27 protein-coding genes are annotated in these 23,765 nt (G+C 65.8%); 12 read left to right on the forward strand and 15 right to left on the reverse strand.

All coding sequences use genetic code 11. From position 1 onward, the window contains the following. Nucleotides 1–148: 148 nt before the first annotated feature. Entirely contained in the window at nucleotides 149–508 is a 360-nt protein-coding gene (locus JQ616_RS32550; RefSeq protein ID WP_212021927.1) for a DUF1236 domain-containing protein, read from the reverse strand. 234 nt (nucleotides 509–742) lie between these two features. Between JQ616_RS32550 and JQ616_RS32555 the strand changes: the two genes are divergently transcribed. The 7 genes from JQ616_RS32555 (at nucleotide 743) to JQ616_RS32585 (ending at nucleotide 9,440) form a co-directional block, all read left to right on the forward strand. Beyond that, a complete protein-coding gene (locus tag JQ616_RS32555) occupies nucleotides 743–898 on the forward strand; it encodes a DUF3096 domain-containing protein (RefSeq protein WP_021080009.1) in 156 nt (51 codons plus the stop codon). Between the two features lie 91 nt (nucleotides 899–989). After that, complete coding sequence (ppdK, locus tag JQ616_RS32560; RefSeq protein WP_212021929.1) at nucleotides 990–3,905, forward strand: pyruvate, phosphate dikinase; 2,916 nt, start codon at nucleotides 990–992, stop codon at nucleotides 3,903–3,905. Nucleotides 3,906–4,346: 441 nt separating this feature from the next. Continuing rightward, entirely contained in the window at nucleotides 4,347–5,840 is a 1,494-nt protein-coding gene (locus JQ616_RS32565) for a cell wall hydrolase (RefSeq protein ID WP_212021930.1), read from the forward strand. A 188-nt stretch (nucleotides 5,841–6,028) separates the two neighbouring features. Continuing rightward, complete coding sequence (locus JQ616_RS32570) at nucleotides 6,029–7,273, forward strand: MFS transporter (RefSeq protein WP_212021931.1); 1,245 nt, start codon at nucleotides 6,029–6,031, stop codon at nucleotides 7,271–7,273. A gap of 45 nt (nucleotides 7,274–7,318) precedes the next feature. After that, nucleotides 7,319–8,305, forward strand: a complete 987-nt coding sequence (acuI, locus tag JQ616_RS32575) for an acrylyl-CoA reductase (NADPH) (protein ID WP_212021932.1) — start codon at nucleotides 7,319–7,321, stop codon at nucleotides 8,303–8,305. A gap of 186 nt (nucleotides 8,306–8,491) precedes the next feature. Then, nucleotides 8,492–9,070 carry a hypothetical protein gene (locus tag JQ616_RS32580; protein ID WP_212021933.1) on the forward strand — a complete coding sequence of 193 codons (579 nt, stop codon included), beginning with the start codon at nucleotides 8,492–8,494 and terminating at the stop codon, nucleotides 9,068–9,070. 67 nt (nucleotides 9,071–9,137) lie between these two features. Next, nucleotides 9,138–9,440, forward strand: a complete 303-nt coding sequence (locus JQ616_RS32585) for a DUF6894 family protein (RefSeq protein WP_433996024.1) — start codon at nucleotides 9,138–9,140, stop codon at nucleotides 9,438–9,440. Nucleotides 9,441–9,452: 12 nt separating this feature from the next. Here the strand turns inward: JQ616_RS32585 and JQ616_RS32590 are convergent, their stop codons facing one another. The 5 genes from JQ616_RS32590 to JQ616_RS32610 form a co-directional block, all read right to left on the reverse strand. Next, nucleotides 9,453–12,173, reverse strand: a complete 2,721-nt coding sequence (locus JQ616_RS32590; protein ID WP_212021934.1) for a DUF2339 domain-containing protein — start codon at nucleotides 12,171–12,173, stop codon at nucleotides 9,453–9,455. A gap of 105 nt (nucleotides 12,174–12,278) precedes the next feature. Continuing rightward, complete coding sequence (locus JQ616_RS32595; RefSeq protein ID WP_106320504.1) at nucleotides 12,279–12,785, reverse strand: tyrosine phosphatase family protein; 507 nt, start codon at nucleotides 12,783–12,785, stop codon at nucleotides 12,279–12,281. Nucleotides 12,786–12,905: 120 nt separating this feature from the next. Next, the gene (locus JQ616_RS32600; protein ID WP_212021935.1) at nucleotides 12,906–13,517 is read right to left on the reverse strand and encodes a YfbR-like 5'-deoxynucleotidase; all 612 of its coding nucleotides are present in this window, start codon (nucleotides 13,515–13,517) and stop codon (nucleotides 12,906–12,908) included. Next, complete coding sequence (locus tag JQ616_RS32605; protein WP_212021936.1) at nucleotides 13,514–14,140, reverse strand: DNA-3-methyladenine glycosylase I; 627 nt, start codon at nucleotides 14,138–14,140, stop codon at nucleotides 13,514–13,516. The genes JQ616_RS32600 and JQ616_RS32605 overlap by 4 nt, the downstream gene beginning before the upstream one ends. Next, complete coding sequence (locus JQ616_RS32610; RefSeq protein WP_212021945.1) at nucleotides 14,137–15,018, reverse strand: YgfZ/GcvT domain-containing protein; 882 nt, start codon at nucleotides 15,016–15,018, stop codon at nucleotides 14,137–14,139. The genes JQ616_RS32605 and JQ616_RS32610 overlap by 4 nt, the downstream gene beginning before the upstream one ends. A gap of 129 nt (nucleotides 15,019–15,147) precedes the next feature. Between JQ616_RS32610 and JQ616_RS32615 the strand changes: the two genes are divergently transcribed. Then, on the forward strand, nucleotides 15,148–16,482 hold the full coding sequence (locus JQ616_RS32615; RefSeq protein ID WP_212021946.1) for a dihydroorotase: 1,335 nt from the start codon (nucleotides 15,148–15,150) through the stop codon (nucleotides 16,480–16,482). Nucleotides 16,483–16,565: 83 nt separating this feature from the next. Here the strand turns inward: JQ616_RS32615 and JQ616_RS32620 are convergent, their stop codons facing one another. The 5 genes from JQ616_RS32620 to JQ616_RS32640 all read right to left on the reverse strand — a co-directional run bounded on the left by JQ616_RS32620 (nucleotide 16,566) and on the right by JQ616_RS32640 (nucleotide 19,046). Next, on the reverse strand, nucleotides 16,566–16,832 hold the full coding sequence (locus JQ616_RS32620) for a hypothetical protein (protein ID WP_212021948.1): 267 nt from the start codon (nucleotides 16,830–16,832) through the stop codon (nucleotides 16,566–16,568). A gap of 156 nt (nucleotides 16,833–16,988) precedes the next feature. Further along, nucleotides 16,989–17,645: an HAD family hydrolase gene (locus JQ616_RS32625; protein ID WP_212021950.1), complete on the reverse strand. Its 657-nt coding sequence runs from the start codon at nucleotides 17,643–17,645 to the stop codon at nucleotides 16,989–16,991. Then, the gene (locus JQ616_RS32630; RefSeq protein WP_212021952.1) at nucleotides 17,635–18,012 is read right to left on the reverse strand and encodes a TIGR02301 family protein; all 378 of its coding nucleotides are present in this window, start codon (nucleotides 18,010–18,012) and stop codon (nucleotides 17,635–17,637) included. The genes JQ616_RS32625 and JQ616_RS32630 overlap by 11 nt, the downstream gene beginning before the upstream one ends. A 74-nt stretch (nucleotides 18,013–18,086) precedes the next feature. Continuing rightward, nucleotides 18,087–18,506 (reverse strand): NUDIX hydrolase, encoded by a 420-nt coding sequence (locus JQ616_RS32635; RefSeq protein ID WP_212021954.1) that lies wholly within the window; start codon nucleotides 18,504–18,506, stop codon nucleotides 18,087–18,089. A gap of 39 nt (nucleotides 18,507–18,545) precedes the next feature. Next, nucleotides 18,546–19,046 (reverse strand): hypothetical protein, encoded by a 501-nt coding sequence (locus tag JQ616_RS32640; RefSeq protein ID WP_212021956.1) that lies wholly within the window; start codon nucleotides 19,044–19,046, stop codon nucleotides 18,546–18,548. Nucleotides 19,047–19,108: 62 nt separating this feature from the next. Here JQ616_RS32640 and JQ616_RS32645 point away from each other — a divergent pair, with 62 nt between their 5' ends. Next, entirely contained in the window at nucleotides 19,109–19,870 is a 762-nt protein-coding gene (locus tag JQ616_RS32645; RefSeq protein ID WP_212021958.1) for an SOS response-associated peptidase, read from the forward strand. A 434-nt stretch (nucleotides 19,871–20,304) separates the two neighbouring features. Next, on the forward strand, nucleotides 20,305–20,475 hold the full coding sequence (locus JQ616_RS32650; protein WP_212021960.1) for a hypothetical protein: 171 nt from the start codon (nucleotides 20,305–20,307) through the stop codon (nucleotides 20,473–20,475). Between the two features lie 52 nt (nucleotides 20,476–20,527). Here the strand turns inward: JQ616_RS32650 and JQ616_RS32655 are convergent, their stop codons facing one another. The 3 genes from JQ616_RS32655 to JQ616_RS32665 are packed head-to-tail and all read right to left on the reverse strand — an operon-like array spanning nucleotide 20,528 to nucleotide 21,811. Beyond that, nucleotides 20,528–20,914, reverse strand: a complete 387-nt coding sequence (locus tag JQ616_RS32655; RefSeq protein WP_212021962.1) for a RidA family protein — start codon at nucleotides 20,912–20,914, stop codon at nucleotides 20,528–20,530. 4 nt (nucleotides 20,915–20,918) lie between these two features. After that, nucleotides 20,919–21,383 carry a DUF6691 family protein gene (locus JQ616_RS32660; RefSeq protein WP_212021964.1) on the reverse strand — a complete coding sequence of 155 codons (465 nt, stop codon included), beginning with the start codon at nucleotides 21,381–21,383 and terminating at the stop codon, nucleotides 20,919–20,921. A gap of 2 nt (nucleotides 21,384–21,385) precedes the next feature. Beyond that, nucleotides 21,386–21,811, reverse strand: a complete 426-nt coding sequence (locus JQ616_RS32665) for a YeeE/YedE family protein (RefSeq protein ID WP_212021966.1) — start codon at nucleotides 21,809–21,811, stop codon at nucleotides 21,386–21,388. Between the two features lie 197 nt (nucleotides 21,812–22,008). Between JQ616_RS32665 and JQ616_RS32670 the strand changes: the two genes are divergently transcribed. After that, complete coding sequence (locus JQ616_RS32670) at nucleotides 22,009–22,443, forward strand: hypothetical protein (protein ID WP_212021968.1); 435 nt, start codon at nucleotides 22,009–22,011, stop codon at nucleotides 22,441–22,443. Nucleotides 22,444–22,565: 122 nt separating this feature from the next. Here the strand turns inward: JQ616_RS32670 and JQ616_RS32675 are convergent, their stop codons facing one another. Next, nucleotides 22,566–23,090 (reverse strand): mismatch-specific DNA-glycosylase, encoded by a 525-nt coding sequence (locus JQ616_RS32675; RefSeq protein ID WP_212021970.1) that lies wholly within the window; start codon nucleotides 23,088–23,090, stop codon nucleotides 22,566–22,568. A gap of 48 nt (nucleotides 23,091–23,138) precedes the next feature. Between JQ616_RS32675 and JQ616_RS32680 the strand changes: the two genes are divergently transcribed. Next, complete coding sequence (locus JQ616_RS32680) at nucleotides 23,139–23,684, forward strand: HD domain-containing protein (protein WP_212021972.1); 546 nt, start codon at nucleotides 23,139–23,141, stop codon at nucleotides 23,682–23,684. The last annotated feature ends 81 nt before the right edge of the window (nucleotides 23,685–23,765 follow it).

Here is a 23,765-nt window from a genome sequence, read left to right on the forward strand (position 1 = left end):
CAACACAACAGTCAAATCCACCACTCACAACAGAAGAGCCCCGCCTGGAGGGGAGGCCAGGCGGGGCTTTCTGGTCCGGTCGATCTTCACGCACATCCGCTTGCGCGGCGCCCGGACTGTTCGTTCAGGCTATCGCGCTAACGCTAGTCTAGTCGACCACCTGAACGATCCGTCGCGAGCGCGGCTCGACCAGAACGGTCTCGCCATTCACGACGGTGTAACGATAGGGCGTCGCGCCGAACCGTTGCGGCACGTCGTAGGTGGTCACGCCGGCATCCGGCAACACGGTGCCGACGATGACACGATCCGGAACGGTGTAGTTCGGTACGCGCTCGCGCACGATGTATTCGCGGAACGCCGGACGCTGCTCGACGGCAATGCCCTCGTCATCCTCGACTGCGACCGGCGGGCCACCGCGGACAACGCCAACGGTCTGGGCCTGTGCGGCAACAGCCGGCACCGTGATCGCAGCAGCAACCGCTGCAACGGCAAGTATTCTGTTTCGCATGGCTTGCTCCATTCTTTTACCGTGCGCGCCGGCCTTCGCCGATGCGCACGGCGAGCCAATGCATCGGCTGCGGTGATGTTCCGGAAAAACCGCCGTCACATACGCGGCAATTTGGAGCAATTTTCGTGAGTTGCGGGAACCTGTTGCGGTGCCATGCGTCTTGATGTGGGAACCTCGTCAGCGGATAAACTGCCGCTCGATTCGCACCTCCAAAAACTGCCGGAGAAAACTTCAATGACCATCACCGCTGGGCATCTGCCTGCCATCGTGGCTCTGGCTGCGGGCGTCCTGATCCTGATCATGCCGCGGCTCCTCAACTACATCGTCGCGATCTACCTGATCTTTGTCGGCCTCGTCGGAATGGGCCTGCTGCGCTGGCTCCACCTGTAGCGGGAAAGCGGGGTTTCGCGGCTTGCGCGGAACCCCCCAAAATGGTGTAAGGCGCGCATCTTCGACCCCTCCTTCCGGATTGTTGTCTGACATGGCCAAAGCCGTCGCGAAGTCCAAGAAACCTGCTGCGAAAACTGCTAGCAAAACAGCAGCGAAATCAAAGCCCTCCGCCGCCGCCCGCAAGGCTGCTCCGGCGCGCAAGGTGCTGAAGAAGAGCGCCCCGAAGGCGGCGCCGAAAGCCGCCGCGAAACCGGCCGCAAAGCCCGCCAGCAAGGCGCCGGCGAAGGCGGTAGCCGCTCCGAAGAAGGCGGCCCCGGTTGCGATCAAGGCCGGCAAGTGGGTCTATACGTTCGGCGACGGCAAGGCCGAGGGCCAGGCGACCCTGCGCGATCTGCTCGGCGGCAAGGGCGCCAACCTCGCGGAAATGGCCAATCTCGGCCTGCCGGTGCCTCCCGGCTTCACGATTCCGACCTCGGTCTGCACCTATTTCTACGAGCACGACAAGACGTATCCGAAGGAATTGAAAGCGCAGGTTGAGAAGGCGCTCGACTATGTCGGCAAGCTGACCGGCAAGACCTTCGGCGACGCCAAGAACCCGCTGCTGGTCTCCGTGCGCTCGGGCGCGCGCGCCTCGATGCCGGGCATGATGGACACCGTGCTCAATCTCGGCCTCAACGACCGCACGGTCGAAGCGCTCGCCGAGCTCTCCGGCGACCGCCGCTTCGCCTATGACAGCTATCGCCGCTTCATCACGATGTATTCGGACGTGGTGCTCGGCTTCGAGCATCATCACTTCGAGGACATTCTTGACACCTTCAAGGACGGCCAGGGCTACTCGCTCGACACCGACCTGACCGGCGACGACTGGGTCGAGCTGGTCGGTAAGTACAAGGAAGCGGTCGCCAAGGAGACCGGCCACGAGTTCCCGCAGGATCCGCACGACCAGCTGTGGGGCGCGATCGGCGCGGTGTTCTCATCCTGGATGAACGCGCGCGCGGTGACCTATCGCAAGCTGCACGACATTCCGGAATCCTGGGGCACCGCCGTCAACGTGCAGGCGATGGTGTTCGGCAACATGGGCGAGACCTCGGCGACCGGCGTTGCGTTCACCCGCAACCCCTCGACCGGCGAGAGCAAGCTGTACGGTGAGTTCCTGATCAACGCGCAGGGCGAGGACGTCGTCGCCGGTATCCGCACGCCGCAGGACATCACCGAAGAGGCACGCCAGGAGAGCGGCTCCGACAAGCTGTCGATGGAAGCCGCGATGCCGCACGCCTTCAAGGAGCTGACGCGGATCTATACGCTGCTCGAGAAGCACTACCGCGACATGCAGGACATGGAGTTCACGGTCGAGCAGGGCAAGCTGTGGATGCTGCAGACCCGCGGCGGCAAGCGCACCGCGAAGGCGGCGCTGCGCATCGCCGTCGAGCTCGCCAATGAGGGCCTGATCTCGCGCAAGGACGCGGTGACGCGGATCGATCCGGCGTCGCTGGACCAGCTGCTGCACCCGACCATCGATCCCGCCGCCAAGCGCGACGTGATCGCGACCGGTCTTCCTGCATCACCCGGCGCGGCCTCGGGCGAGATCGTGTTCTCGTCGGATGAAGCGGCCAAGCTGCAGGCCGACGGGCGCAAGGTGATCCTGGTCCGCATCGAGACGAGCCCGGAAGACATCCACGGCATGCACGCCGCCCAGGGCATTCTCACCACCCGCGGCGGCATGACTTCGCACGCGGCGGTGGTCGCGCGCGGCATGGGCAAGCCCTGCGTCTCCGGCTGCGGCACCATCCGCGTCGATTACGGCCGCGGCACCATGAGCATCGGCGCCCGTACCTTCAAGACCGGCGACGTCATCACGATCGACGGTTCGGTCGGACAGGTGCTGGCCGGCCGCATGCCGATGATCGAACCGGAGCTGTCCGGCGAGTTCGGCACGCTGATGGGCTGGGCCGACGAGGTCCGCAAGCTCGGCGTCCGCGTCAACGGCGACACGCCCGATGACGCGCGCACTGCGGTGAAGTTCGGTGCCGAAGGCATCGGTCTCTGCCGCACCGAGCACATGTTCTTCGAAGAGACCCGCATCCGCACCGTGCGCGAGATGATCCTCTCCGAGGACGAGCAGTCGCGCCGCGCCGCGCTGTCGAAGCTGCTGCCGATGCAGCGCGCCGACTTCGTCGAGCTGTTCGAGATCATGAAGGGCCTGCCCGTCACGATCCGCTTGCTCGATCCGCCGCTGCACGAGTTCCTGCCGCACACCCAGGCCGAGATCGAGGAAGTGGCGCGCGCCATGAACACCGATCCGCGCAAGCTCGCTGACCGTGCTCGCGAACTGTCCGAGTTCAATCCGATGCTCGGCTTCCGCGGCTGCCGTCTCGCGATCGCCTATCCGGAGATCGCCGAGATGCAGGCACGCGCGATCTTCGAGGCGGCGGTCGAAGCCGGCAAGCGCACCGGCAAGCCGGTCGGGCTCGAGGTGATGGTGCCGCTGATCGCGACCAAGGCCGAGTTCGATCTGGTCAAGGCCCGGATCGATGCGACCGCCAACGCGGTGATGAAGGAGACCGGCGCCAAGCTGACCTATCAGGTCGGCACCATGATCGAGCTGCCGCGCGCCTGCCTGATGGCCGGCGAGGTGGCGGAGACCGCGGAGTTCTTCTCGTTCGGCACCAACGACCTGACGCAGACCACCTACGGCATCAGCCGTGACGACGCCGCGAGCTTCCTCGGCACCTATGTCGCCAAGGGTATCCTCGAGATCGATCCGTTCATCTCGGTCGATCGCGACGGCGTCGGCGAGCTGGTGAAGATCGGCGTGACGCGCGGCCGCAAGACGCGGCCGAGCCTCAAGGTCGGCATCTGCGGCGAGCATGGCGGCGATCCCGCCTCGGTCGCGTTCTGCCACGAGGTCGGGCTCGACTACGTCTCGTGCTCGCCCTATCGCGTGCCGATCGCGCGTCTCGCCGCCGCGCAGGCCGCGCTCGGCAAGGAGATCGCCAGCCAGGCGTAAGCGACCACGCAGGTTCAGCGAATGCAAAGGCCGGGACCATGTCCCGGCCTTTTTCGTCCCTTGAGCGATGGCAGAAGGACGCCGTCATTGCGAGCGGAGCGAAGCAAGTCATGTCTCCACTTGCCGAGACATGGATTGCTTCCGCCTTCGCCAAGACTTCGGCCGACAAGTCGTCGCTAGCGCACCTCGCCATGACGGCGGAGGGCCACGCGCAACACTTTGTTCACCATCTCCGTTGACCTGTTGTTTACGACTTTCATGCGCCGCGCATTTACCAAGGCGCGCGATGCAATGTGCGAAGACGCTGCGATCGCTTGAGTGTAGCGCGCGGGCAACGCCGATTAACTCCGCGGCAACCTAAACAAGTTAGCAACGAGAAAGGTCGAATTGCGCGGATGGACCGCGTTCGATTGCACTCAGTAAGCGTTGCGTGAGCGTACGATGTTTGTGTCGCGTAACCAGCCGAGGAGCGCACGTCTCGCGCTCTTCGGACTCGGTCTCAGCATCTTCGCTTTGATGCCGACCGAGCTCGGATATCAGGATATTGCCTCGCTCCTGGCCCGGCAGCCCGGCGTTGCCGAGCGCTGGCAGAAGCGCGTCTTCTCGTCGGCGGTCGGCTCCATCCAGGTCGCGACCTACAGCTTCGGCCGTCCGATCGGAACCTCGGCGCCGCAGGATCCGCAGATCCTGCTCGCGCGGCTCGACAGTTCGAGCGTCGACATCACCGGCGCGGTGACGCGCAATCCGATCGCGGCACCGCCGCCGCGCTATGCGGCATCCGATTTTCCCAAGGTCGATCGCACCTTGAAGGGCGATCGTCTCGTCGTCAGGCGTCCCGACCAGGTTGATCCCGCACAGCCGGCAAATACCGCGCCGGCGAACGAGGATCCCGCGACGTCGAATGCGTCGGTCAAGGGCATGAAGACCGCGACCGCAATGGGTGGCAACGTACTTGCCGACAACGCGCCGCTCGATCCGGAATTGCAGGAGGCGCTGCGTGCGCCGCCGCTGCCGCAATATGCCACGCCGTCGCCGCAGCAATACGACGTGTCGATGTCGCTCGAGGCCAACCCGCTCGACGATCTGAAGCCCGCGCCCGCAACGCCTGCACCTGCACCCGTCGATGCCGCGCGCGAGCGCGACCCGTTCGCATTCAAGACCGCCAGCCTGTTCTTCGGCTCGTCGCTCGGCACGCCCGAGAATCTCGAGCGCTGGCAGCCCGGCGAGGCGCCGGTCGTCGTCGCGCCTGCGGTGCAGCCCGATCCCGACATGAAGGTGATGGCCTCGCTGCCGGTCGATGCCGACGGCCCGGTGAAGGCTGGCGAGATGGGCGAGAGCATCGCGCCGAAGGGCGAAGTCAACGCCGACGACCAGCACAGCAAGACGCCGGCGGAACGGCTCGGCCTGTTCGACGACAAGGCGCGGGCCAAGTCGGAGAAGTGCCTCGCCGAGGCGGTGTATTTCGAAGCGCGCGGCGAAGCGGTGCGCGGCCAGATCGCGGTCGCCCAGGTGGTGCTGAACCGCGCCTTCTCCGGCAAATATCCGGAGACGGTGTGCGGCGTGGTCTACCAGAACAAGAACCGGCACTACGCCTGCCAGTTCACCTTCGCCTGCGACAACATCCCTGACGTCGTCCGCGAGCCCGACATGTGGGACCGCGCGAAAAAGATCGCGAAGGCGATGCTCGACGGCAAATTGTGGCTGCCGGAAGTCGATCGCTCGACCCATTACCACGCCTATTGGGTGCGGCCGTCCTGGGTCAGCGAGATGAAGAAGATGTACAAGTTCGGCGTCCACACCTTCTATCGCCCACGCGCCTGGGGCGACGGCAGCGACGCCCCGAGCTGGGGCAGCGCGGCCGAGACCGCCAAGATATCGGCGCAGCTCGCCGAGGCCGCCCAGAGCTCGGCCGAGCAGGCCAGCGCCAAGCGCTAGGGTAACTCGGGGGGCGATGTGCCCCGGAATGACGCCCGTCATCCTCTCGGATTCTGCAGAGCAGCCCTGCGAGCGAATATTTTTCTCCTGTTTTTGTCCTGCCCCTCTTGGGGTTTTCATGCAGCTGCATTAACTCCCCGTAACGTTTCGCGGGGCGGTTCCCCCGCCAGCCGCGGGGGGAAGACAACATGGCCGTTACCACCGGGGATATCCGACCGGCGTCCGGCAGCTGGCGCACGCCGCTGGTTATCATCGTCTGCGGCTGTGCGATCGCGCTGCTGAGTTTCGGCCCGCGCTCCAGCCTCGGCTTCTTCGTGCAGCCGATGGGCCGCGAGTTCGCCTGGGGCCGCGACGTGTTCGGCCTTGCCATCGCGCTGCAGAACCTGTTGTGGGGGCTCGGCCAGCCGATCGCAGGCGCCATTGCCGACCGCTTCGGCCTGCTGCGCGTGATGATCGTCGGCGCGTTGCTGTACGCCGCCGGCCTGTTGCTGATGCGTTACTCCACCACCTCATTGTCGCTCGACATCAGCGCCGGCGTGCTGATCGGTTTCGGCCTGTCGGGCTCATCGTTCAATCTCGTGCTGGCGGCCTTCAGCAAGCTGCTGCCGGCGGAAAAGCGCGGCATCGCGCTCGGCGCCGGCACCGCGGCAGGCTCGTTCGGCCAGTTCCTGTTCGCGCCGTTCGGCGTCGCGATGATCGACAATTTCGGCTGGCAGACCGCGCTCGTCGTGTTCAGCGCACTGATGCTGCTGATCGTGCCGCTCTCGTTCGCGCTCGCGACACCGCCGGCGGAAACGAAGGAGGCCGCGCCCGCCGATCAGCAATCGTTCAGGACGGCGCTGGCGGAGGCGTTTGGCCATCGCTCCTACGTGCTCCTGGTGATCGGCTTCTTCACCTGCGGCTTCCAGCTTGCCTTCATCACCATCCATCTGCCGGCCTATCTGGCCGACCGCGGCATTCCGGCGACAACAGGCGGTTGGGTGGTCGCGGCGATCGGCCTGTTCAACATCATCGGCTCGCTCAGCGTCGGCTGGCTGCAGAACTATTTTCCGAAGCGCTATCTGTTGTCGGTGATCTACTTCACGCGCGCGCTGGCGACGGTTGCCTTCATCTCGTTCCCGGTCACGCCGTTCTCGGCGATTGCGTTCGGCGCGGTCTCGGGGCTGCTGTGGCTGTCGAGCGTGCCGCCGACCTCGGCGCTGGTCGCGCTGATGTTCGGCACCCGCTGGTTCTCCACCCTCTATGGCTTCGCCTTCGTCAGCCATCAGGTCGGCGGCTTCCTCGGGGTCTGGCTCGGCGGCGTGGTGTTCGAGAAGTTCGGCTCATACACCCCAATCTGGTGGCTGTCGGTGCTGTTCGGCGTGCTGTCGGCGCTGATCAACCTGCCGATCGTCGAAGCGCCGGTCGCGCGCCCGGTTGCGCAGCCTGCCTGATGAGATAAAAACTCCTCGAAACCAAGATTACGGGGAGTGCGCATCGTGGCAACGTTCAAGGCAATCAGGATCGACAAGGCGGACAAGGGTACCACCGCCGCACTGACCCAATTCGACGACGCGGAATTGATGGATGGCGACGTCACCGTCCGCGTCGAATGGTCGACGCTGAACTACAAGGACGGCCTGGCGCTGACCGGCAAGGCGCCGGTGGTGCGCCGCTTTCCGATGATCGCCGGCATCGATTTCGCCGGCACGGTCGAACAGTCCAGCCATCCTGACTGGAAGGCGGGCGACAAGGTCGTCTGCAACGGCTGGGGCATGGGCGAGACCCATCTCGGCGCCTATGCCGAGAAGGCCCGCGTCAAGGGCGACTGGCTGGTCCGGCTGCCCGACGGCATCTCGGCGCGCGACGCGATGGCGGTCGGCACCGCCGGCTATACGGCGATGCTGTCGGTGCTGGCGCTGGAGAAGCACGGGCTCACCCCGAAGAGCGGCCCGGTGGTGGTGACGGGCGCTGCCGGCGGCGTCGGCTCGGTGGCGATCGCGGTGCTGTCGAAGCTCGGCTACCACGTCATCGCGTCGACCGGACGGGTGTCCGAGGCCGACTACCTCAAGGGACTCGGCGCCAGCGAGGTGATCGACCGCGCCGAGCTGTCGGGTGCCCCGAAGGCGCTCGCCAAGGAGCGCTGGGCCGGCGGCGTCGACAGCGTTGGCTCCACCACGCTCGCGAACCTGCTGTCGATGACCAAGTACGGCGGGGCGATCGCGGCCTGCGGCCTGGCGGCTGGTATGGACCTGCCGTCGTCGGTCGCGCCGTTCATTTTGCGCGGCGTGTGCCTTCTCGGTATCGATTCCGTGATGTGCCCGATCGAGCTTCGCCGGACCGCCTGGCGCCGCCTTGCCAGCGATCTGGACAAGGCTAAACTGGCTGATATCACTCATGAAATCGTTTTGGACGAGGTCATGCCCTATGGCGCGAAAATCCTCGCCGGCGAGGTCCGCGGCCGCATCGTGGTAAAAATAGTCTGAGGACGTTCAGACTTTACCAACCAAGCTGCTCCAATGTTGCCACGGTTGGTATGGTAAGCAGCGGGTAAAGAGGCTTGCAGCATGATCCCGGGGGGCCGGGATTCCTCGCGCAGACGCCGAGAAGCGTCGGTAGCGGGGATCATGCTCACAAGGAGCGGGTGCCCGCGCTCGTTAGTGGAGTAGCTCATGCTTGCGCGTTTGGTGTTGGGGGCCGTCACGGCCGGAGCGATGGTCGTGCCGGCATTCGCAGGCATGATGAACGCAGATGAGGCCCGCAAGTTCGTCGCAGGCAAGGTATTCGCCTTCACCTGTTTCGATGGCACCCGCGGCGCGGGCCGTATCCTCGACGATCTCGGCGCAGCAGGCTCGATCCAGTTCTCCGGCTCCGGTCCGATCCGCCATGTGCGCCTGCCCGGCAACACGCTGCAAATCCGCGGTCAGAGCGTTTGCGCGTCGCTGAAGGGCATTCCGTTCGAGCCGTGCTTCAATCTCGACAAGCAGGATGACCGGACGTTCCGCGGTTCGGTTTCCGGCATGGGATTCGCCTATTGCGATTTCCATCACCAGGGCGGCCAGCAGATGCTGATGGCGCGCGCGGCGGCGCGTCCGCGCTCGCTGCACCCGCGCACCCGATCCGCGGAAGCCTCGCCGACCGAAGTGTCGCGCGTTGAGACGCCGCAGGTCGGAAGCGCGAAGCTTGAGCCGGTCAAGGCCGAGCCGGCCAAAGTCGAGAGCGCACCGGAATTGCGCCGCTCCACCGACTAACGTCTCATCTGCGCGCTAGCGGGAATAGCTGCCGAGCCGTAGTCATACGGATGGCGGTCTCCACGCGTTGATCGCTACTCAATACCTAGCGTCCGCCGAGGCGCAGGATGGTGGGGACACCGATTTGAGTAGTCATATGGCGCAATATTTTTTCCGTATCAGTGATGGCGATTACGCTGGTGCGTCCGACCACGCGACGGAGTTCGAGAGCCGTGACGTGGCCTGGGCCGAGATGACCAAGGTCTGCGGAAATTTCCTTGGCAGCATTTCGCGCAACATGAAGCAAGACAGCGAATGGCACATGGAGCTGCTCGACGAGAGCCGCAAGCCGGTGTTCAGGATTCGCCTGGTCGCTGAATCCGTCGACTGAGGCTCTCGCCGTTCAGGACAACGAGCTCGACCCTCCGGTCTGCAGCGCAGGCGGCGCTGTGCGCCTGCGGAACAGGATGCGCTGATACAGCCAGCCGATCGCGACCAGCACGATGCCAAGGCACATGAACGACAGCGCCCGGTAGACACCGGTGAGCGTCGACATGTCGACCAGGAATGCTTTCAGGATCGTCAGCCCGATCACCGCAGCGGATGCGAGTCGCGCCCGCTGCGAGTTGACGACGATGCCGATGCCGAGCAGCGCGACGCCGAACATCAGCCACGCGATCGAATAGGTGTATTGCTCCGCGCCCGTGGTCTCGCCGCGCGACAGCACCGGCCCGTGATAGAGCCTGCGGATCTCGAACGTGACATAAGCGAGCGCAAGCACCAGCGCGCCGGCCGCAATCGTGTTGGCATAGCTCGCGGGGCGATGCCCTGCCACCGCGTAGGACAACAGCAATGCCAGCACGGCCGGCAGTCCATAGCCGAGCAGCAGCAGATTGATGAAGCTGCCGCCGACGTCCTGCCACCACAGCATCGGATTCTCCAGCCCGAGCAACCCGAACAGGCTGGCAAGCCCGGCGAAGACGGTCAGCAGCACCGCAGCGACATTGTGGACGATGCTGCCGCTGCGCAGCCGCAGCCGCTCCAGCCCGATCGCCATCGCGAGCGTCACGCCGACCTGGAGCGCGACCTCGGTCAACCCGGCGCTCGCGTAATAGACGTCGCCGCGATTGACCGCGTGGCGGATCTCCATGAAGGCGAGCAGCACCGTGAACAGGATCGCGGCGGACTCGACCATGCGCAGCGGGACGTCGTCGCCGTTGCGGCGCAGAAAGTGACTGCCGGCCCAGAACGACAGCGCCGGCACGCCATAGCCCCACAACAGCCAGTTGAAGATCGGCGTGGTGCCGACGGCATCGCCGGCGATCCGCGGCTCATAGCCGATGCGCAGCACCACGATGCCGGCGAGGATCGCGGCGAGCCAGCGCAAGAACGGGATCGGCCGCTGCACCGACAGCCATGCCGTACCCATCGACACCAGCGCCAGCGCGATGGTGAGCCAGCCCTTGTCGAGCGCGAAGGTCAGCGCAAGCGCCAGCGCGGCGAGGGCGCCGGTCGCGGACAATGCGATCGAGGGTGATAGTTCGGGCCGCTCGCCGCGCCGGGTCAGCGCCTCGGTCGCGGCGGCGTAGGCCGCAGCCAGCAGCACGGCGAGGACCGCGAACGGGATCGAACGATCGAGATGCGCGATGCGCGCATAGAGCGTGACCAACAGCGCGATAGGCGTGAACACCGCCGCGGCAGCCCAGGTCGCGGTGACCTTCGTGGTGACGAAACGGAATTGTGCGAGGAAACCGGCGATGCCGAAAACGGCCGCGAACAGCGCCGCAGTGACGAGATGCAGCGAGACCGAGCCATCGGTCGCGGACGGGCCGATGCCGGGGATCGCACCGCCCGGCAGCACCAGCATGTCGACGTTGCGGCGCACCGCCCATTCGCCGAACACGATGAAGATGAAGGCCGATGCGGCGGCGATCGCACCGGCAGCCGCGGGCGCGCGCCAGGCGACGAAAAGGCTGCCCGCCGTCAGCAGCGCAAAGCCGATCATCGCGGTGTCGGCGTGGGCGCTGTTGAGCACGATCAGCATTGCGCCAAACAGATAGGCCGCGAGCGAGCCCGAGGAGATCGGCTCGATCTCCTCGCCATCGCCGTCGGGGCCAAACATGAAGCCGCAGACCACCAGCAGCGCCGCCAGCACGAAGCCGGCTATGACGTGGAAAACATGCGGCGCGATCATCTCCGGGCCGCATTGCAGGCACGGGAAGGTCCACAGCAGCGCGAAGGCGATGGTGGTGACGGCAAGCCAGCGCCACAGCCGGATGCGTGCGAGGCCGAACGCGGCCGCCGTGACGATCGCGAGATAAATGTAGAGCGACCAGAAATCGGGCTTGTCCGACGAGACCAGGATCGGCGTGACGAACGCGCCGACGATGCCGAGTCCTGCCAGCGCCGGCCCGTGCAGCAGCGCCGCAGCAAGCGTGCCGAGCGCGACCATGCCGAGCAGGATGAAGGCGGTTGCCGGCGCGAGGAAGTCATACAGCGCGTAGGCGGCGTAGACCGTGGCGAAGGCCACGGCGGTGCCGGCCGCGGTGAGGATCGCCGGAATGTTGGCGATCGGGAGCGCTTCGATGCTGGAGATGTTTTCCTGGCGCCGTGTCCATTCACCGGCGCCGAGCAGCGCCAGCGCGAACAATCCGCCGAGCATCGTGCGCACGCCGGGGCCGAGCAGCCCGGCCTCGATCGAATAGCGCACCATGAAGAAGCCGCCGAGCGCGAGCGTCAGGCCGCCGATCCAAACCACCCAGCGGGTGCCGAGCGTCTCCTCGAAACCGGGCGCAGGCGGTGGCGGGGGCGGCGGTTCTGGCAGCGGCGGCGGCGCTGCGTTTGATGCGTCCACGACCGGCTCTGCCTGTGGCTCCGGCTCGCTCGCGGCAGCCTCGGGCAGCGGCGGCGGAGCGATGGGCGGCGCTGCCGGAAGCGTCTGTTCGAACGCCTCGAGCGGCGCCAGCGGCGGCGGCATCGCGGTCCGCGCGGCGGTAACGCCTGCGGCCTCGAGCGCATCCAGCCGGCGCCGCAGCGCTGTGATCTGGCTCAGCGCCTTGCGGGCGAAGATGATCGCCACGATGGCAATGACGAGCGTGAGGAAGTCGAACGGCGAATCGAACATTGGGCCTCCGGCAGGACGCGCCGGACTTTTGGCCAGCCAGCAGCCCGTCGCAACCTAGTAGTGCACTTGGGAGGACCGGAAGTTCAAGGCCGCGGCAGCTTCGCGCTAGTCCAGATCGATATGGAAGGGCCGGCCTTCCACACTCATGCTGCCGGGGCCCATCGCATCGAGCGCGCGCAGCATCCGGCCCTCGCGTCCGAGCGCCTTGTCGGCGAGGCTGACGATCAGCCGGTTGGGCGCCGCGATCGGCGAGGCCTCGCGGATCAGCCGGGCAATGGACATTTCGTCGCGGTGCGGATTGAGCGCGCAGACAGTGGCGAATGCGCTTGCGGTCGAGCGGCTGATGCCGGCGTAGCAGTGCACCACCATCGGTGCGCGGCGATCCCAGCCGCGCACGAAGCTCAGCACGCGCTCGATATGCGTCTCGTTCGGCGCCACGAACCCGTCCATCTGTTCGACGATGTCGTCCATTGACACTTTCAGATGGTTGGCCGGAAGCACCGAGGGCGGCCGCTGCACCTGATCGACATTGGCCATCACGGTCAGCACATGGCTGGCTCCGGTGGCACGAACCGTATCGGAGAGCGCGGCAAGCGAGCAGACGTGTAGCATGATGGTCCTTGGCTATCGGGTGCCGCGATTATAACGGCTGCTTCCGGACGGGCAAAGGCGGACGGCGCCATGCCTGGTGTTCGTTTTGCGGCGCAACCGCAGCACGTCTCGCTGTGCTGCCTAAGACGCGCATACTGCGTTGAAGCGTTCGAGGAACTGCTTTTCAGCCCGCGCCGCGGTCCAGGGCGTCAGATAGTCGCGCTCGGTCGCTTCGGGCAATTCCGGATCGCGGCCGAACAGCCGCTTGGCTTCGGCTTGCGAAAATCCCGCCAGATGCGTCGCCTCGAGATAAGCGGCGCCGCGGTCGGCGGCCTTGATTTGCTGGGTGATCTCGTCTGCCAGCACCGCCGGCAGGCCGAAGCGGATGTGGATCGCCGACAGCAACCGCTTCTCCACCACCTTGTATTCGCCCGCGAGCACTGCCTTGAACGGCGAGATCATGTCGCCGATGACGTATTCCGGTGCGTCGTGCAGCAGTGCTGCGAGACGATGGCTGATGTCGACGCGCGGAATCTGCTGACGCATCACCGCCTCGACCAGCAGCGTGTGCTGCGCCACCGAGAAGATGTGCGCGCCCGAGGTCTGACCATTCCAGCGCGCGACCCGCGCCAGTCCATGCGCGATGTCGACGATCTCGATATCGAGCGGAGACGGGTCGAGCAGGTCCAGCCTGCGTCCCGACAACATCCGCTGCCAGGCGCGGGTTGTCTCCGTCGATTTGCGTGCCGTCATTTCTTCTTGAGCCGCGGGCTGCGGAGCTTGCCGCTGCAAGACTCGTGGCAGAAGCAAGTGACGAGATGATCGTTGACCATGCCGGTCGCCTGCATGAAGGCATAGACGATGGTGGGGCCGACGAATTTGAAGCCGCGTGCGCCGAGCTCCTTGGAGACCTTGATCGAGACCGGCGTCGAGGCCGGCACGCTCGCGGTGGTCTTGAACTGGTTGACCTTCGGCTTGCCGTCGACGAAGTCCCACAGGAATTTCGAGAAGCCGGGGCCCTTCTCCATGATCTCCAAATAGCCCTTGGCACTCGCCACTGTGCCTTCGATCTTGGCGCGGTTGCGGACGATGCCGGCGTCGTTCATCAACGCATGCACCTTCTTGTCGGTGTAGCGCGCGATCTTCTCGGGCTGGAAATCGTCGAAGGCTTTGCGGAAATTCTCGCGCTTGCGCAGGATCGTGATCCAGGACAGGCCGGCCTGGAATCCGTCGAGGATCAGCTTTTCGTAGAGCGCGCGGTCGTCATATTCCGGCACGCCCCATTCATTGTCGTGATAGGCGACGTAGAACGCGTCCTCACCCGGCCAGGGGCAGCGCGTCTTGCCGTCGGGATGCAGCTTCGCGGTACGGCTCATGCGACGGTCTGTTTGGGTGTGGTACGGACAACGCTGGGATCGGCGAGGTGGAGCGACAGGCCGCCCGCGGTCAGCGCCAGGCCGGCGTCGAGCGCATCGGCGACGCGGTCGATGCGCACCAGCGCCAGGCCTTTATCGCCGGCGGTCGAGCCGATGGTGCCGACCTGCTTGTCGCCGGCGAGGATCGTTGCGCCGGCCTCGGGCGAGGGGCCATCGAGAATGATCTTCACCGTGCGGGTGCGCGCCGTGCCGCGATGCTGCATGCGCGACACCACCTCCTGGCCGACATAGCAGCCCTTGTCGAAATCGACACCGTTGAGGCGGTCCATGTTGGTCTCGTGCGGGAAGGCGTCGCCATACATGAAGTCGAGCCCGCCGCGCGGCACGCCGGTCGCGATCCGGTGCGCCTCGTAGGCACTGCTGTCGACGAGTTCGGCGCCAATCAGATCGGCAAGTTTCTGCTTCAGGTCTTCCGGGATCAGGATGCGCCAGCCCAGCGCCGGGTTGCGCGGATCGGCGAAGGCGAGATCGGGCGTCGCCGCCGGCACGCCATCCCAGGCCGCCAGCACACCGAGACTGTCGGAGAGGTTCTCGACCACGACCTTGGCGCGCAGCTTGTAGAAGCCGAGCTTGTCGGCAAGCCCCTTGGCAAGCGCGCGCGGCGCGTCGATCAGGAAACCGCCGCCGTGACCTGTGGGTATCTCGGTGATCAGGAAATCGACGATGATCTTGCCCTGCGGCGTCAGCAGCGCGCCGAACCGGGCCTGCCCGGGCTGCAAGAGTTCGACGTCGGTCGTGATGAGGCCGTTGAGGAAGTTGCGGGCGTCCTCGCCAGAGACCTTGATCACGCCCCGATCTGGAAGAAACGCTGCTTTCATTCGCAAAATTGGCTCTTTTTCCAAGTTCCTTGGGAAACGCGCAGGCTGCGGATATCCCCTGCCAAGCTAAGGCGCTAGAGTGCGCCGAACAAGGCCCGCGCGACAGCGGAAAGCGGGCGCCGAGGACCTATGAATCAGCATTTTGACACCATTCTAAAATCCGGCACCGTGGTCAATCAGGACGGCGAGGGCGTGCGCGATATCGGCGTCACCAATGGCCGTATCGCCGCGATCGGATCGCTCGGCCAGGCCTCGGCCGGCGAGGTGATCGACTGCAAGGGCCTGCACATCCTGCCCGGTGTGATGGACACCCAGGTGCATTTCCGCGAGCCCGGGCTGACACAGAAGGAAGACCTCGAGACCGGCTCGCGCAGCGCCGTGATGGGCGGCGTCACCGCGGTGTTCGAGATGCCGAACACCAACCCGCTGACGGTCACGGAAGCGGCGTTCACCGACAAGATCAACCGCGCACATCATCGCATGCATTGCGACTTCGCGTTCTTCATCGGCGGCACCCGCGAGAACGTGCAGGACCTGCCGGAGCTCGAACGCGCGCCGGGCTGTGCCGGCGTCAAGGTGTTCATCGGCTCCTCCACCGGCGCGCTCCTGGTCGAGGACGACGAGAGCCTGCGGCGGATCTTCCAGGTGATCAAGCGCCGCGCCGCGTTCCACGCCGAGGACGAATACCGCCTCAACGAGCGCAAGCCGCTGCGGATCGAGGGCGATCCGCGCTCGCATCCGGTGTGGCGCGACGAGACCGCGGCGCTGATGGCGACCGAGCGGCTGGTCAATCTCGCGCGCGAGACCGGCAAGCGCATCCACGTGCTGCACATCTCGACCAAGGAAGAGATCCTTTATCTGCGCGACCACAAGGATGTCGCCTCCTGCGAGGCGACGCCGCACCACCTGACGATGGCGGCGCCGGAGTGCTACGAGCGGCTCGGCACGCTGGCGCAGATGAACCCGCCGGTGCGCTCGGCCGATCACCGCGCCGGGATCTGGTACGGCATCGAGCAGGGCATTATCGACGTGCTCGGCTCGGACCACGCGCCGCATACGCTGGAGGAGAAGGACAAGACCTATCCGGCCTCGCCGTCGGGCATGACTGGCGTGCAGACGCTGGTGCCGCTGATGCTCGATCACGTCAACGCAGGGCGGCTGTCGCTGGCCCGGTTCGTCGACCTCACCAGCGCGGGTCCGGCGCGCCTCTACAACATCGCCTGCAAGGGCCGCATTGCGGCGGGCTATGATGCCGACTTCACGATCGTCGATCTCAAGCGCAGCGAGACCATCACCAACAAATGGATCGCCTCGCGCGCGGCCTGGACGCCCTATGACGGCGTGCGGGTGCAGGGCTGGCCGGTCGGCACCTTCGTGCGCGGCAAGCGCGTGATGTGGCAGGGCGAGGTGACGACGCCGTCGCTCGGCGAGCCGGTCCGGTTTCTGGAGACGCTGAAGGCCTAGCGCATCACATGCGCCAGATTCTGGTTTGACGCGTTTCCGTTACGCGAACTGGTGCCCGGTTCGCGCGAAAACGTCTTGTGGGATTACTGCCTGGCGAGCGCCAGCGAGAATTCGCCGTTGCGCACCCGTGCGGGGAGGCCTTCGGCGAATTTCGCCACCGCGTCCTCGCCATAGGTCGTGACGAGCTCGGCCAGCGCCGCAAACAGGCTCGCCTGCGCAAGGCAGTCGCCGTCGACGCCGTCGTGACGTGCTTCCGCCCAGGCCTCGTTCAGATAGCCCAGCGCGGCCTGCTTCTGTTCGTGATCGGGACGTGGGTCGTCTTGGTGATGGAAGGACGCTGGATGGCGCATGAAACTCTGCAAAATGAATGCGCGCGGTCCGAGGAGCGAACCACTGCGACGCGTGAGATGTATCACGCATGCGGGTACCGCCTAGCCCACTTCTTTCGAAAAGGTTAACGGCCGTTACGGCATTTAAAGGGGAATTTCGGGCGTTCCCACCCGCCCTCAGCCAAATGAGCTGTGGATATGGTCCAGCACCGCGCGCGGCGAGGCGCAGAGATGGCTGGCGCCGGCCTCAACCAGCTCCTCGGCCGTACCATAGCCATAGGTGACGCCGACGGCGCGGATGCCGTTGCGATTCGCGCCGATCACGTCATGGCTGCGGTCGCCGATCATCAGGGCCTTGGCCGGATCTGCCCCGGTCTGCTCCAGCGCATAGGCCAGCAGGTCGACCTTGTTGACCCGGGTTCCGTCGAACTCCGAGCCGAACACGTGGTCGAAATAACCGTTAAGCCCGAAATGGGCGACGATCCGGGTCGCGAACACGTGGGGCTTCGAGGTCGCCACGTAGATGCGGCCGGGCCGCTGCCGCAGCTCCGCCAGAACCTCCGCGATATCGGGATAGACCGCGTTCTCGAACAGCCCGACGTCGCCGAACCGCTCGCGGTAGAGCTCGACCGCCCGGTCGGCGAGCTCCTCGCCGCCGAGCAGCATCGCAAAGCTCGCCCTGAGCGGCGGCCCGATGCACCAGGTCAATTCGTCCTGCGACGGAACCGGGCGGCCGAGCTTTTCCAGCGCATACTGGATCGAACCGGTGATGCCGGGCTTCGGGTCGGTCAGGGTGCCGTCGAGGTCGAAGAAGATCGCGCGGTCAGTTGGCATAGCGGGCCGTCAGGTCGCGCGAGATCTTCGAGCCTTCCTCGATGTAACGGCGGATCGCCACACTCGCCGCGGGCGTGCAGGTCCGGTAGGTCTGCTGGAAGCCGTTGTAGCCGCGGTTGAAGCCGGCAACCATGCGGGCGCGGCGGTCACCGGAAGGGGTCTCGGCGTCGATCAGCGCCTGCATCTCGTTGCGCCATTTGGTGCCCTCGTTGGCGTTGCAGATGCCGCGCAGATAGTGCAGGGCGCCGAGGATTTCGGCCAGCCGCTGCAAATCGCCGTCGAACGGCGCAGCCGCATCCTGCGCCCGGGCGGGCGTCGCGAGGCATGCCGACATCAGGATCACAACGGCGAGAAAGGCTCTGATCATCAGGGGTTCCGGAATGGCCGTGGTATGCCCCCTCAATGCGCCCGAGGCAAGGCGGGAACGCCCGGAAACAGGCCTCAAACCAGCCGCCGGGCGGCCGCAATCACCTCGTGGAGGCCACCGGTGACCTTGAGGTCGCCGATCTCCTCCGGCGCCAGCCATTTGAAATCGTCGTGCTCGTCGTTCAGCACCGGCTCGCGGGAGGCCCAGCGCGCCGCGAAGGTCATGATCATGTAGTGCCCGGTGCCAGGAAGGGTCGGCAGCACCTCGCGCCAGCCGGCCAACCCCAGGATCTCGACCCTAAGACCGGTCTCCTCGTCGATCTCCCGGTGCAGTGCGGTGTGCAGCGTCTCGCCGAACTCGACCCGGCCGCCGGGCAGCGAATAGAAGCCCTTGCCCGGCGAGCGGGCGCGGCGGACCAGCAGCACCTTGCCGTCGCGGAAAATCACGCCTGACACGGCGAGCTGCGGGCGGATCGGGGGTTCGGGAGAGGTCAAAGGGCAGCACCAGTTTCGCAGACCACCATGCCCGATAAATCAGGCGCCCGCCATGATGCGGTCGACGTCGGCCTCTGCGGCGCCGTTGATGACGCCGGCGGTCTGCATCACCAGCGGCTTGACCCAGACGATGGCCTGCTCGGCGAGCGCGACCCGGCTCTTGTCCTGCTGCAACTGCCGCATCGCGGCGCCGACCTCGGTCAGGATCCTGGTCATGCTGTCGGTGAGCTGGTCGAATTCGGCCCGGATATTGGCGTTCGCCATCTCGTAGGCCTCGATCGCGAGGTCACGTGCCTTGAAGTTGGACGCGGTGAAATGCTCGGCATAGGACAGCGGCTGCCATTCCAGGAAATCGTCGGCGCATTCCGGCAGGTCAGGCACCATCTCCAGCAGCATGATGGCTTCGTTGAAATGATTGAGGTAGTCGGTCGCAAGCCCGGTGCGGGGATTGATGTTGGCGGCGCGCAACTGCGCCGCCCGCGCCTCGTCGGGGTACGTCGGTCGCGGGGAAGAGCCCGCTATGGCGGCCGTTGAGGTCATTGATCGCAGTCTTTAACGTTCCAAGTTAAGGCAGAATAAACGGATACCACTCTGGACGGAATATGTGCGGACGCTTTGTCATAACCTCGCCGCCGGCGGCCTTGCGGGAGATGTTCGGCTATATCGAGCAGCCGAATTTTCCGCCACGGTATAATGTTGCGCCGACCCAGCCGATCCCGGTCGTGCTGCTGCAGAATGGCGGCCGGCATTTTCAATTGATGCGCTGGGGCCTGATCCCGTCCTGGGTCAAGGACCCCCGCACCTTCTCGCTGCTGATCAACGCGCGCTCCGAGACGGTGCGCGAGAAGCCGGCGTTCAAGAACGCGATCAAGCGGCGCCGCGCGCTGATCCCAGCCGACGGCTATTACGAATGGCACGATTCTGGCGGCCGCAAGCGGCCGTTCTTCATCCATCGCCGCGACGGCTATCCGCTCGCCTTCGCAGCACTTGCCGAGACCTGGATGGGCCCGAACGGCGAGGAGCAGGACACGGTTGCGATCGTCACCGCGCCGGCGAGCCCCGATCTCGCGCAGCTGCATCACCGCGTCCCCGTCACGATCCGCCCCGAGCAATTCGCGCGCTGGCTCGACTGCCTGCCCAATGATGTCGACGACGTGATGCCGATGTTGAAGGGGCCCGATGTCGGCGAGTTCGTCTGGCACCAGGTGACGATGCGGGTCAATGCGGTTGCCAATGACGATGCGCAATTGCTGCTGCCGATGACCGCGGAGGAGATCGCCGCGGAGGATGCGCCGCCGGCGAAGAAGGCCGCGCCGCGGAAGACGACGGCGCGAGAGGATGACGGGCAGGGCTCGCTGTTCTAGGGCTGAAGAGGCTGCGCGTACTGCACGATGTGGATATGGGCGCGCATGTTCCCACATCGTCGTCCCGGCGAAGGCCGGGACCCATACGCCGCAGCCGGTGTTGTGAGAGGGACTCGTTATTTTAGCGCGGCACAGCAATTGGCATCGGTGGTTATGGGTTCCGGCCTGCGCCGGGACGACGATGAGTTTGGTTTTCGATTCAAACGGTCAAACATGCGGGTGATCCAGTATTCCAGAGACGCCGAAGCCTTAGCGGAGGCGGCGAGCCGGGCGATGACAGGTGAGGATGAGGACGCGACTGTGCGTTCTCGTACCGGCGGAAATTCAGGTCGGCACAAACTGCACTGGCCGCTCGTACCCTCGACGACATACCCTTGCGTCAAGTGATGAGTCGCCGGTATCCGGCGAGCCCTGTCGTGAACACGGGGGAAGCGATGGCTGGTAATCACGCTCCGGATGAACAGGAGCCGTTCAGTGAGCAGATCGCGGGTATTCTGCAAGCCTTCACGGCTGAAGAGCTTCGCCAGCTCCTGACGGAGATCGAGCGCTTCTTGAAAGTCGACCGCAGCAAAGAGCACGCCGTTCCGCGCAGCGAGGTGAGCTGACGCCGCCGCGCGGACGTGTGGTGTTGGCGATCGTGCCGCGTCCGGGGACGCGTCACCCCTTCACTGACGCCACGCCCTCGATCTCGATCAGCATTTTCGGATTGGGCAGCGCCAGCACCACGCAGGTGGTGCGCGCGGGGTAGGGGGCGGGGCCGAACGCGCCGGCATAGAGCGCGTTCATGGTGGCGACGTCGCTGGCGCGGGTCAGCAGCACGTTGACCTTGACCAGGTCGCGCATCGTCGCGCCCGCCTCGGTCAGCACGCGCTTGAAATTGGTCACGACGTTGGCGAACTGCGCCTCGAAACTGTCGGGCAGCTCGCGGTTGGCGTCGAAGCCGGGAATGCCGGATATGAACAGCAAATCGCCGACACGGGCGCCGAACGAGAGCGGCGGCGCCTGGACGCCGGGCGGCGGAGGGAAGTGCTTGATCTCTGTCATGGGATCACCCGTCTGCGCGAGAGGGAAGGGGAGAGGTTTCGATGGCGCGTGGCGCGGCGGCCCGCCCGCGCCACAGCCCGTTGCCGATCATGCCGGCCAGCATCGCGATGACGAACACCACGATCGGCAATGAGAGCCCGGCGAGATTGACCAATGCCGGCCCGGGGCAGATGCCGGCGAGGCCCCAGCCGATGCCGAACAGCACGGCGCCGCCGACCAGCGACGCATCGATGTCGTTGCGGTCGGGCCAGACGAAGCGCGCCGAGAAGGCGGGCGCGGTGCGCCGCCGCGCGATCGCAAAGCCTGTGGCGGCGACCGCAACCGCCCCCGCCATCACGAAGGCGAGCGTCGCATCCCAGGCGCCGAACAGGTCGAGGAAGCCGAGCACCTTCTGTGGATCGGTCATGCCGGAGATCAGGAGGCCCGCGCCGAAGATCAGACCGCAGATGAAGCTTGCGAGAACCGGCATGGCTAACCTCCGATCACATGTCTTGTGACCGCGACCGTCGCGATCGCCGCCGTCATGAAGATGAACGTCGCCACGATCGAGCGGCCGGACAGCCGCGCGAAGCCGCAGACGCCGTGGCCCGAGGTGCAGCCATTGCCCATGCGGGTGCCGAACCCGACCAGGAGGCCTGCGATCGCGATCACGACGAGGCTTCCGTTCATCGCCGGCCGCGGCAGCGGCGCGCCGAACAATGCCGCAACCAGCGGCGCCGCGATCAGCCCGAAGATGAACGCGATGCGCCAGCCGCGATCGCTGGTATCGGGCTGGAGCAGGCCGCCGGCGATGCCGGTCACCCCGGCGATTCGCCCGGTCAGCAGCATCAGGAGCGCCGCGGCGAGCCCGATCAGCGCGCCGCCAAAGAGGCCGGAAAGTGGGGTGAAATTGTGCATCGATGCGGGTCCCTGTTGCGCAAACTCCTCAGCGATGGCGCAAAGCGGTGGGCGCATATGCGCCAATGGTCGCGCGACCATATCGGCGATGATAGACTCCGCGCCAACATGAACAAGCGCAATCCTGCGTGTTTTGCCGGCATTTCGACGTGCCGCCACCCGGTCGGATTGCCCCGATTCGATCTGGAGAACTCCCCATGAAATTGTCGTCCGCCGCCCGCGCCGTGCTGTTCGCGCTGGCGCTGCTCACCGGATCGTCCGCCGCGTTGGCCGATGAAGGCGCGGTGACGCTCGTCATCTTCAAGGGCGGCTGGATCTTCGGCGGCTCCGCCGGCAAGGGCGTCCTGACCTTCCACGGCCAGACCTACGGGCTCACCGCCGGCGGGCTGGATTACGGCCTCGTGTTCGGCGGCTCGCAGACCACGTTGCAGGGCAAGGTGCGCAACATCCGCCGCGCCCAGGATATCGCCGGCGTCTACGCCGCGGCGGGCGTGGGCGTCGCGCTCGGCGCCGGCATGCGCGGCATCCTCCTGACCAACCAGAACGGCGCGGTGCTCGAACTGAGCGGCAAGCAGGTCGGCCTGATGGCCAATGTCGACCTCAGCGGGTTGGCGATCACGTTGAAGGAATAGGCGGTCCGGAGGGTGGATTAGCGAAGCGTAATCCACCGACTCGTATCCGCGATTGAAGATGGCGGGTTACGCCTTCCGCCTTCGCTCGTTGAGCTACGGCGGACGTAGTCGGCTAACCCACCCTACGATTTCGTGATCCACTGCGCCAACTCGCGCCACGGCTGCAACGTCCAATGCCCGGAGGCTGCGCCCGATGGCGACGGCAGTACGAACACATCCGGAAATCCGTTCATCGGCGGCTGCCTCCCGAGCGCAAGCGCGCTGGTCGGCTTGTTGTAGAACAGGCTCGCTGCCTTCTTGCTGGTGAAGGCAATCGTCTTCGGTCGAACTGTCTCGATCTTCGTCCTGAAGCCCACCACGTCGAACGAGCCTCGCGCGATCTCATGATCCATCCCGGCGCCGGTCTTGGAGAGATCGGTGAAGCCGATGCCGAGCGCGAGCAATGCCGCGAACTCGTCGGGCTGATAACGTCGCGGCGTGATGCCGGCCTCATGCAGCGCGCGCCAGAATCGGTTGCCGGGATGCGCGTAGTAATGCCCGACCGCGGCTGAGCGCGTGCTGGCCGCGGTGCCGACGAACACCAGGCGCAGATTGGCGCGGAGCTGGTCGGGGAGGCGGTGGAGGTCGGTGTCGCGCAGGTCGCTCATCCGGGTGACTGCCTACCATTTCCGCCGTGGTCGTTCTATCATTCGACCATGACCCGCGACGAATTGGCTGCTGCCTACACGGCACCCGGCCGCCATTATCACAACCTCGCGCATATCGAGGACTGCCTTGCGGCGCTCGCGCGTGTCGACGGCATTTCCACGGGCGAGCGCGAGATCCTGTCGGATGCGATCTGGTGGCACGATGTCGTCTACGACGCGACCCGGCCGGACAATGAAGAGCTGAGCGCGCAGCTCGCCGAACGGCATGTCCGCGCCGAGATCGCCCACGAGGTCGGCCGCCTGATCCGTTTGACAAAGACGCACGACGTGCAGGCCGGCGATCGCCTCGGCGCGATCCTGATCTCGATCGACCTCAGCATCCTCGGCGCCGAGCCCGCGCGCTACGATGCCTATGCGGCCGCGATCCGGCAGGAGTTCATCCATGTCGGCGATGCCGACTATCGCGCCGGCCGCGCCAGGGTGCTTCGCCACTTTGCCGAGCGCCCGGTGATCTTCCCCGACGCCGGCTTTGCGGCGACCTACGACCGCCGTGCCCGCGACAACCTCGCGCGTGAGCTGGCGTCGTTGAGCTGAGGCGTGCCCGCTAGGGCGCGGCAGGCAGATGGCTGCCTCCGTAGGGGCGGATTCCCAAAACATCGAAAACAACCCCATGCA

Source organism: Bradyrhizobium tropiciagri (genome assembly GCF_018130545.1).
GTDB classification, from domain to species: domain Bacteria; phylum Pseudomonadota; class Alphaproteobacteria; order Rhizobiales; family Xanthobacteraceae; genus Bradyrhizobium; species Bradyrhizobium tropiciagri_A.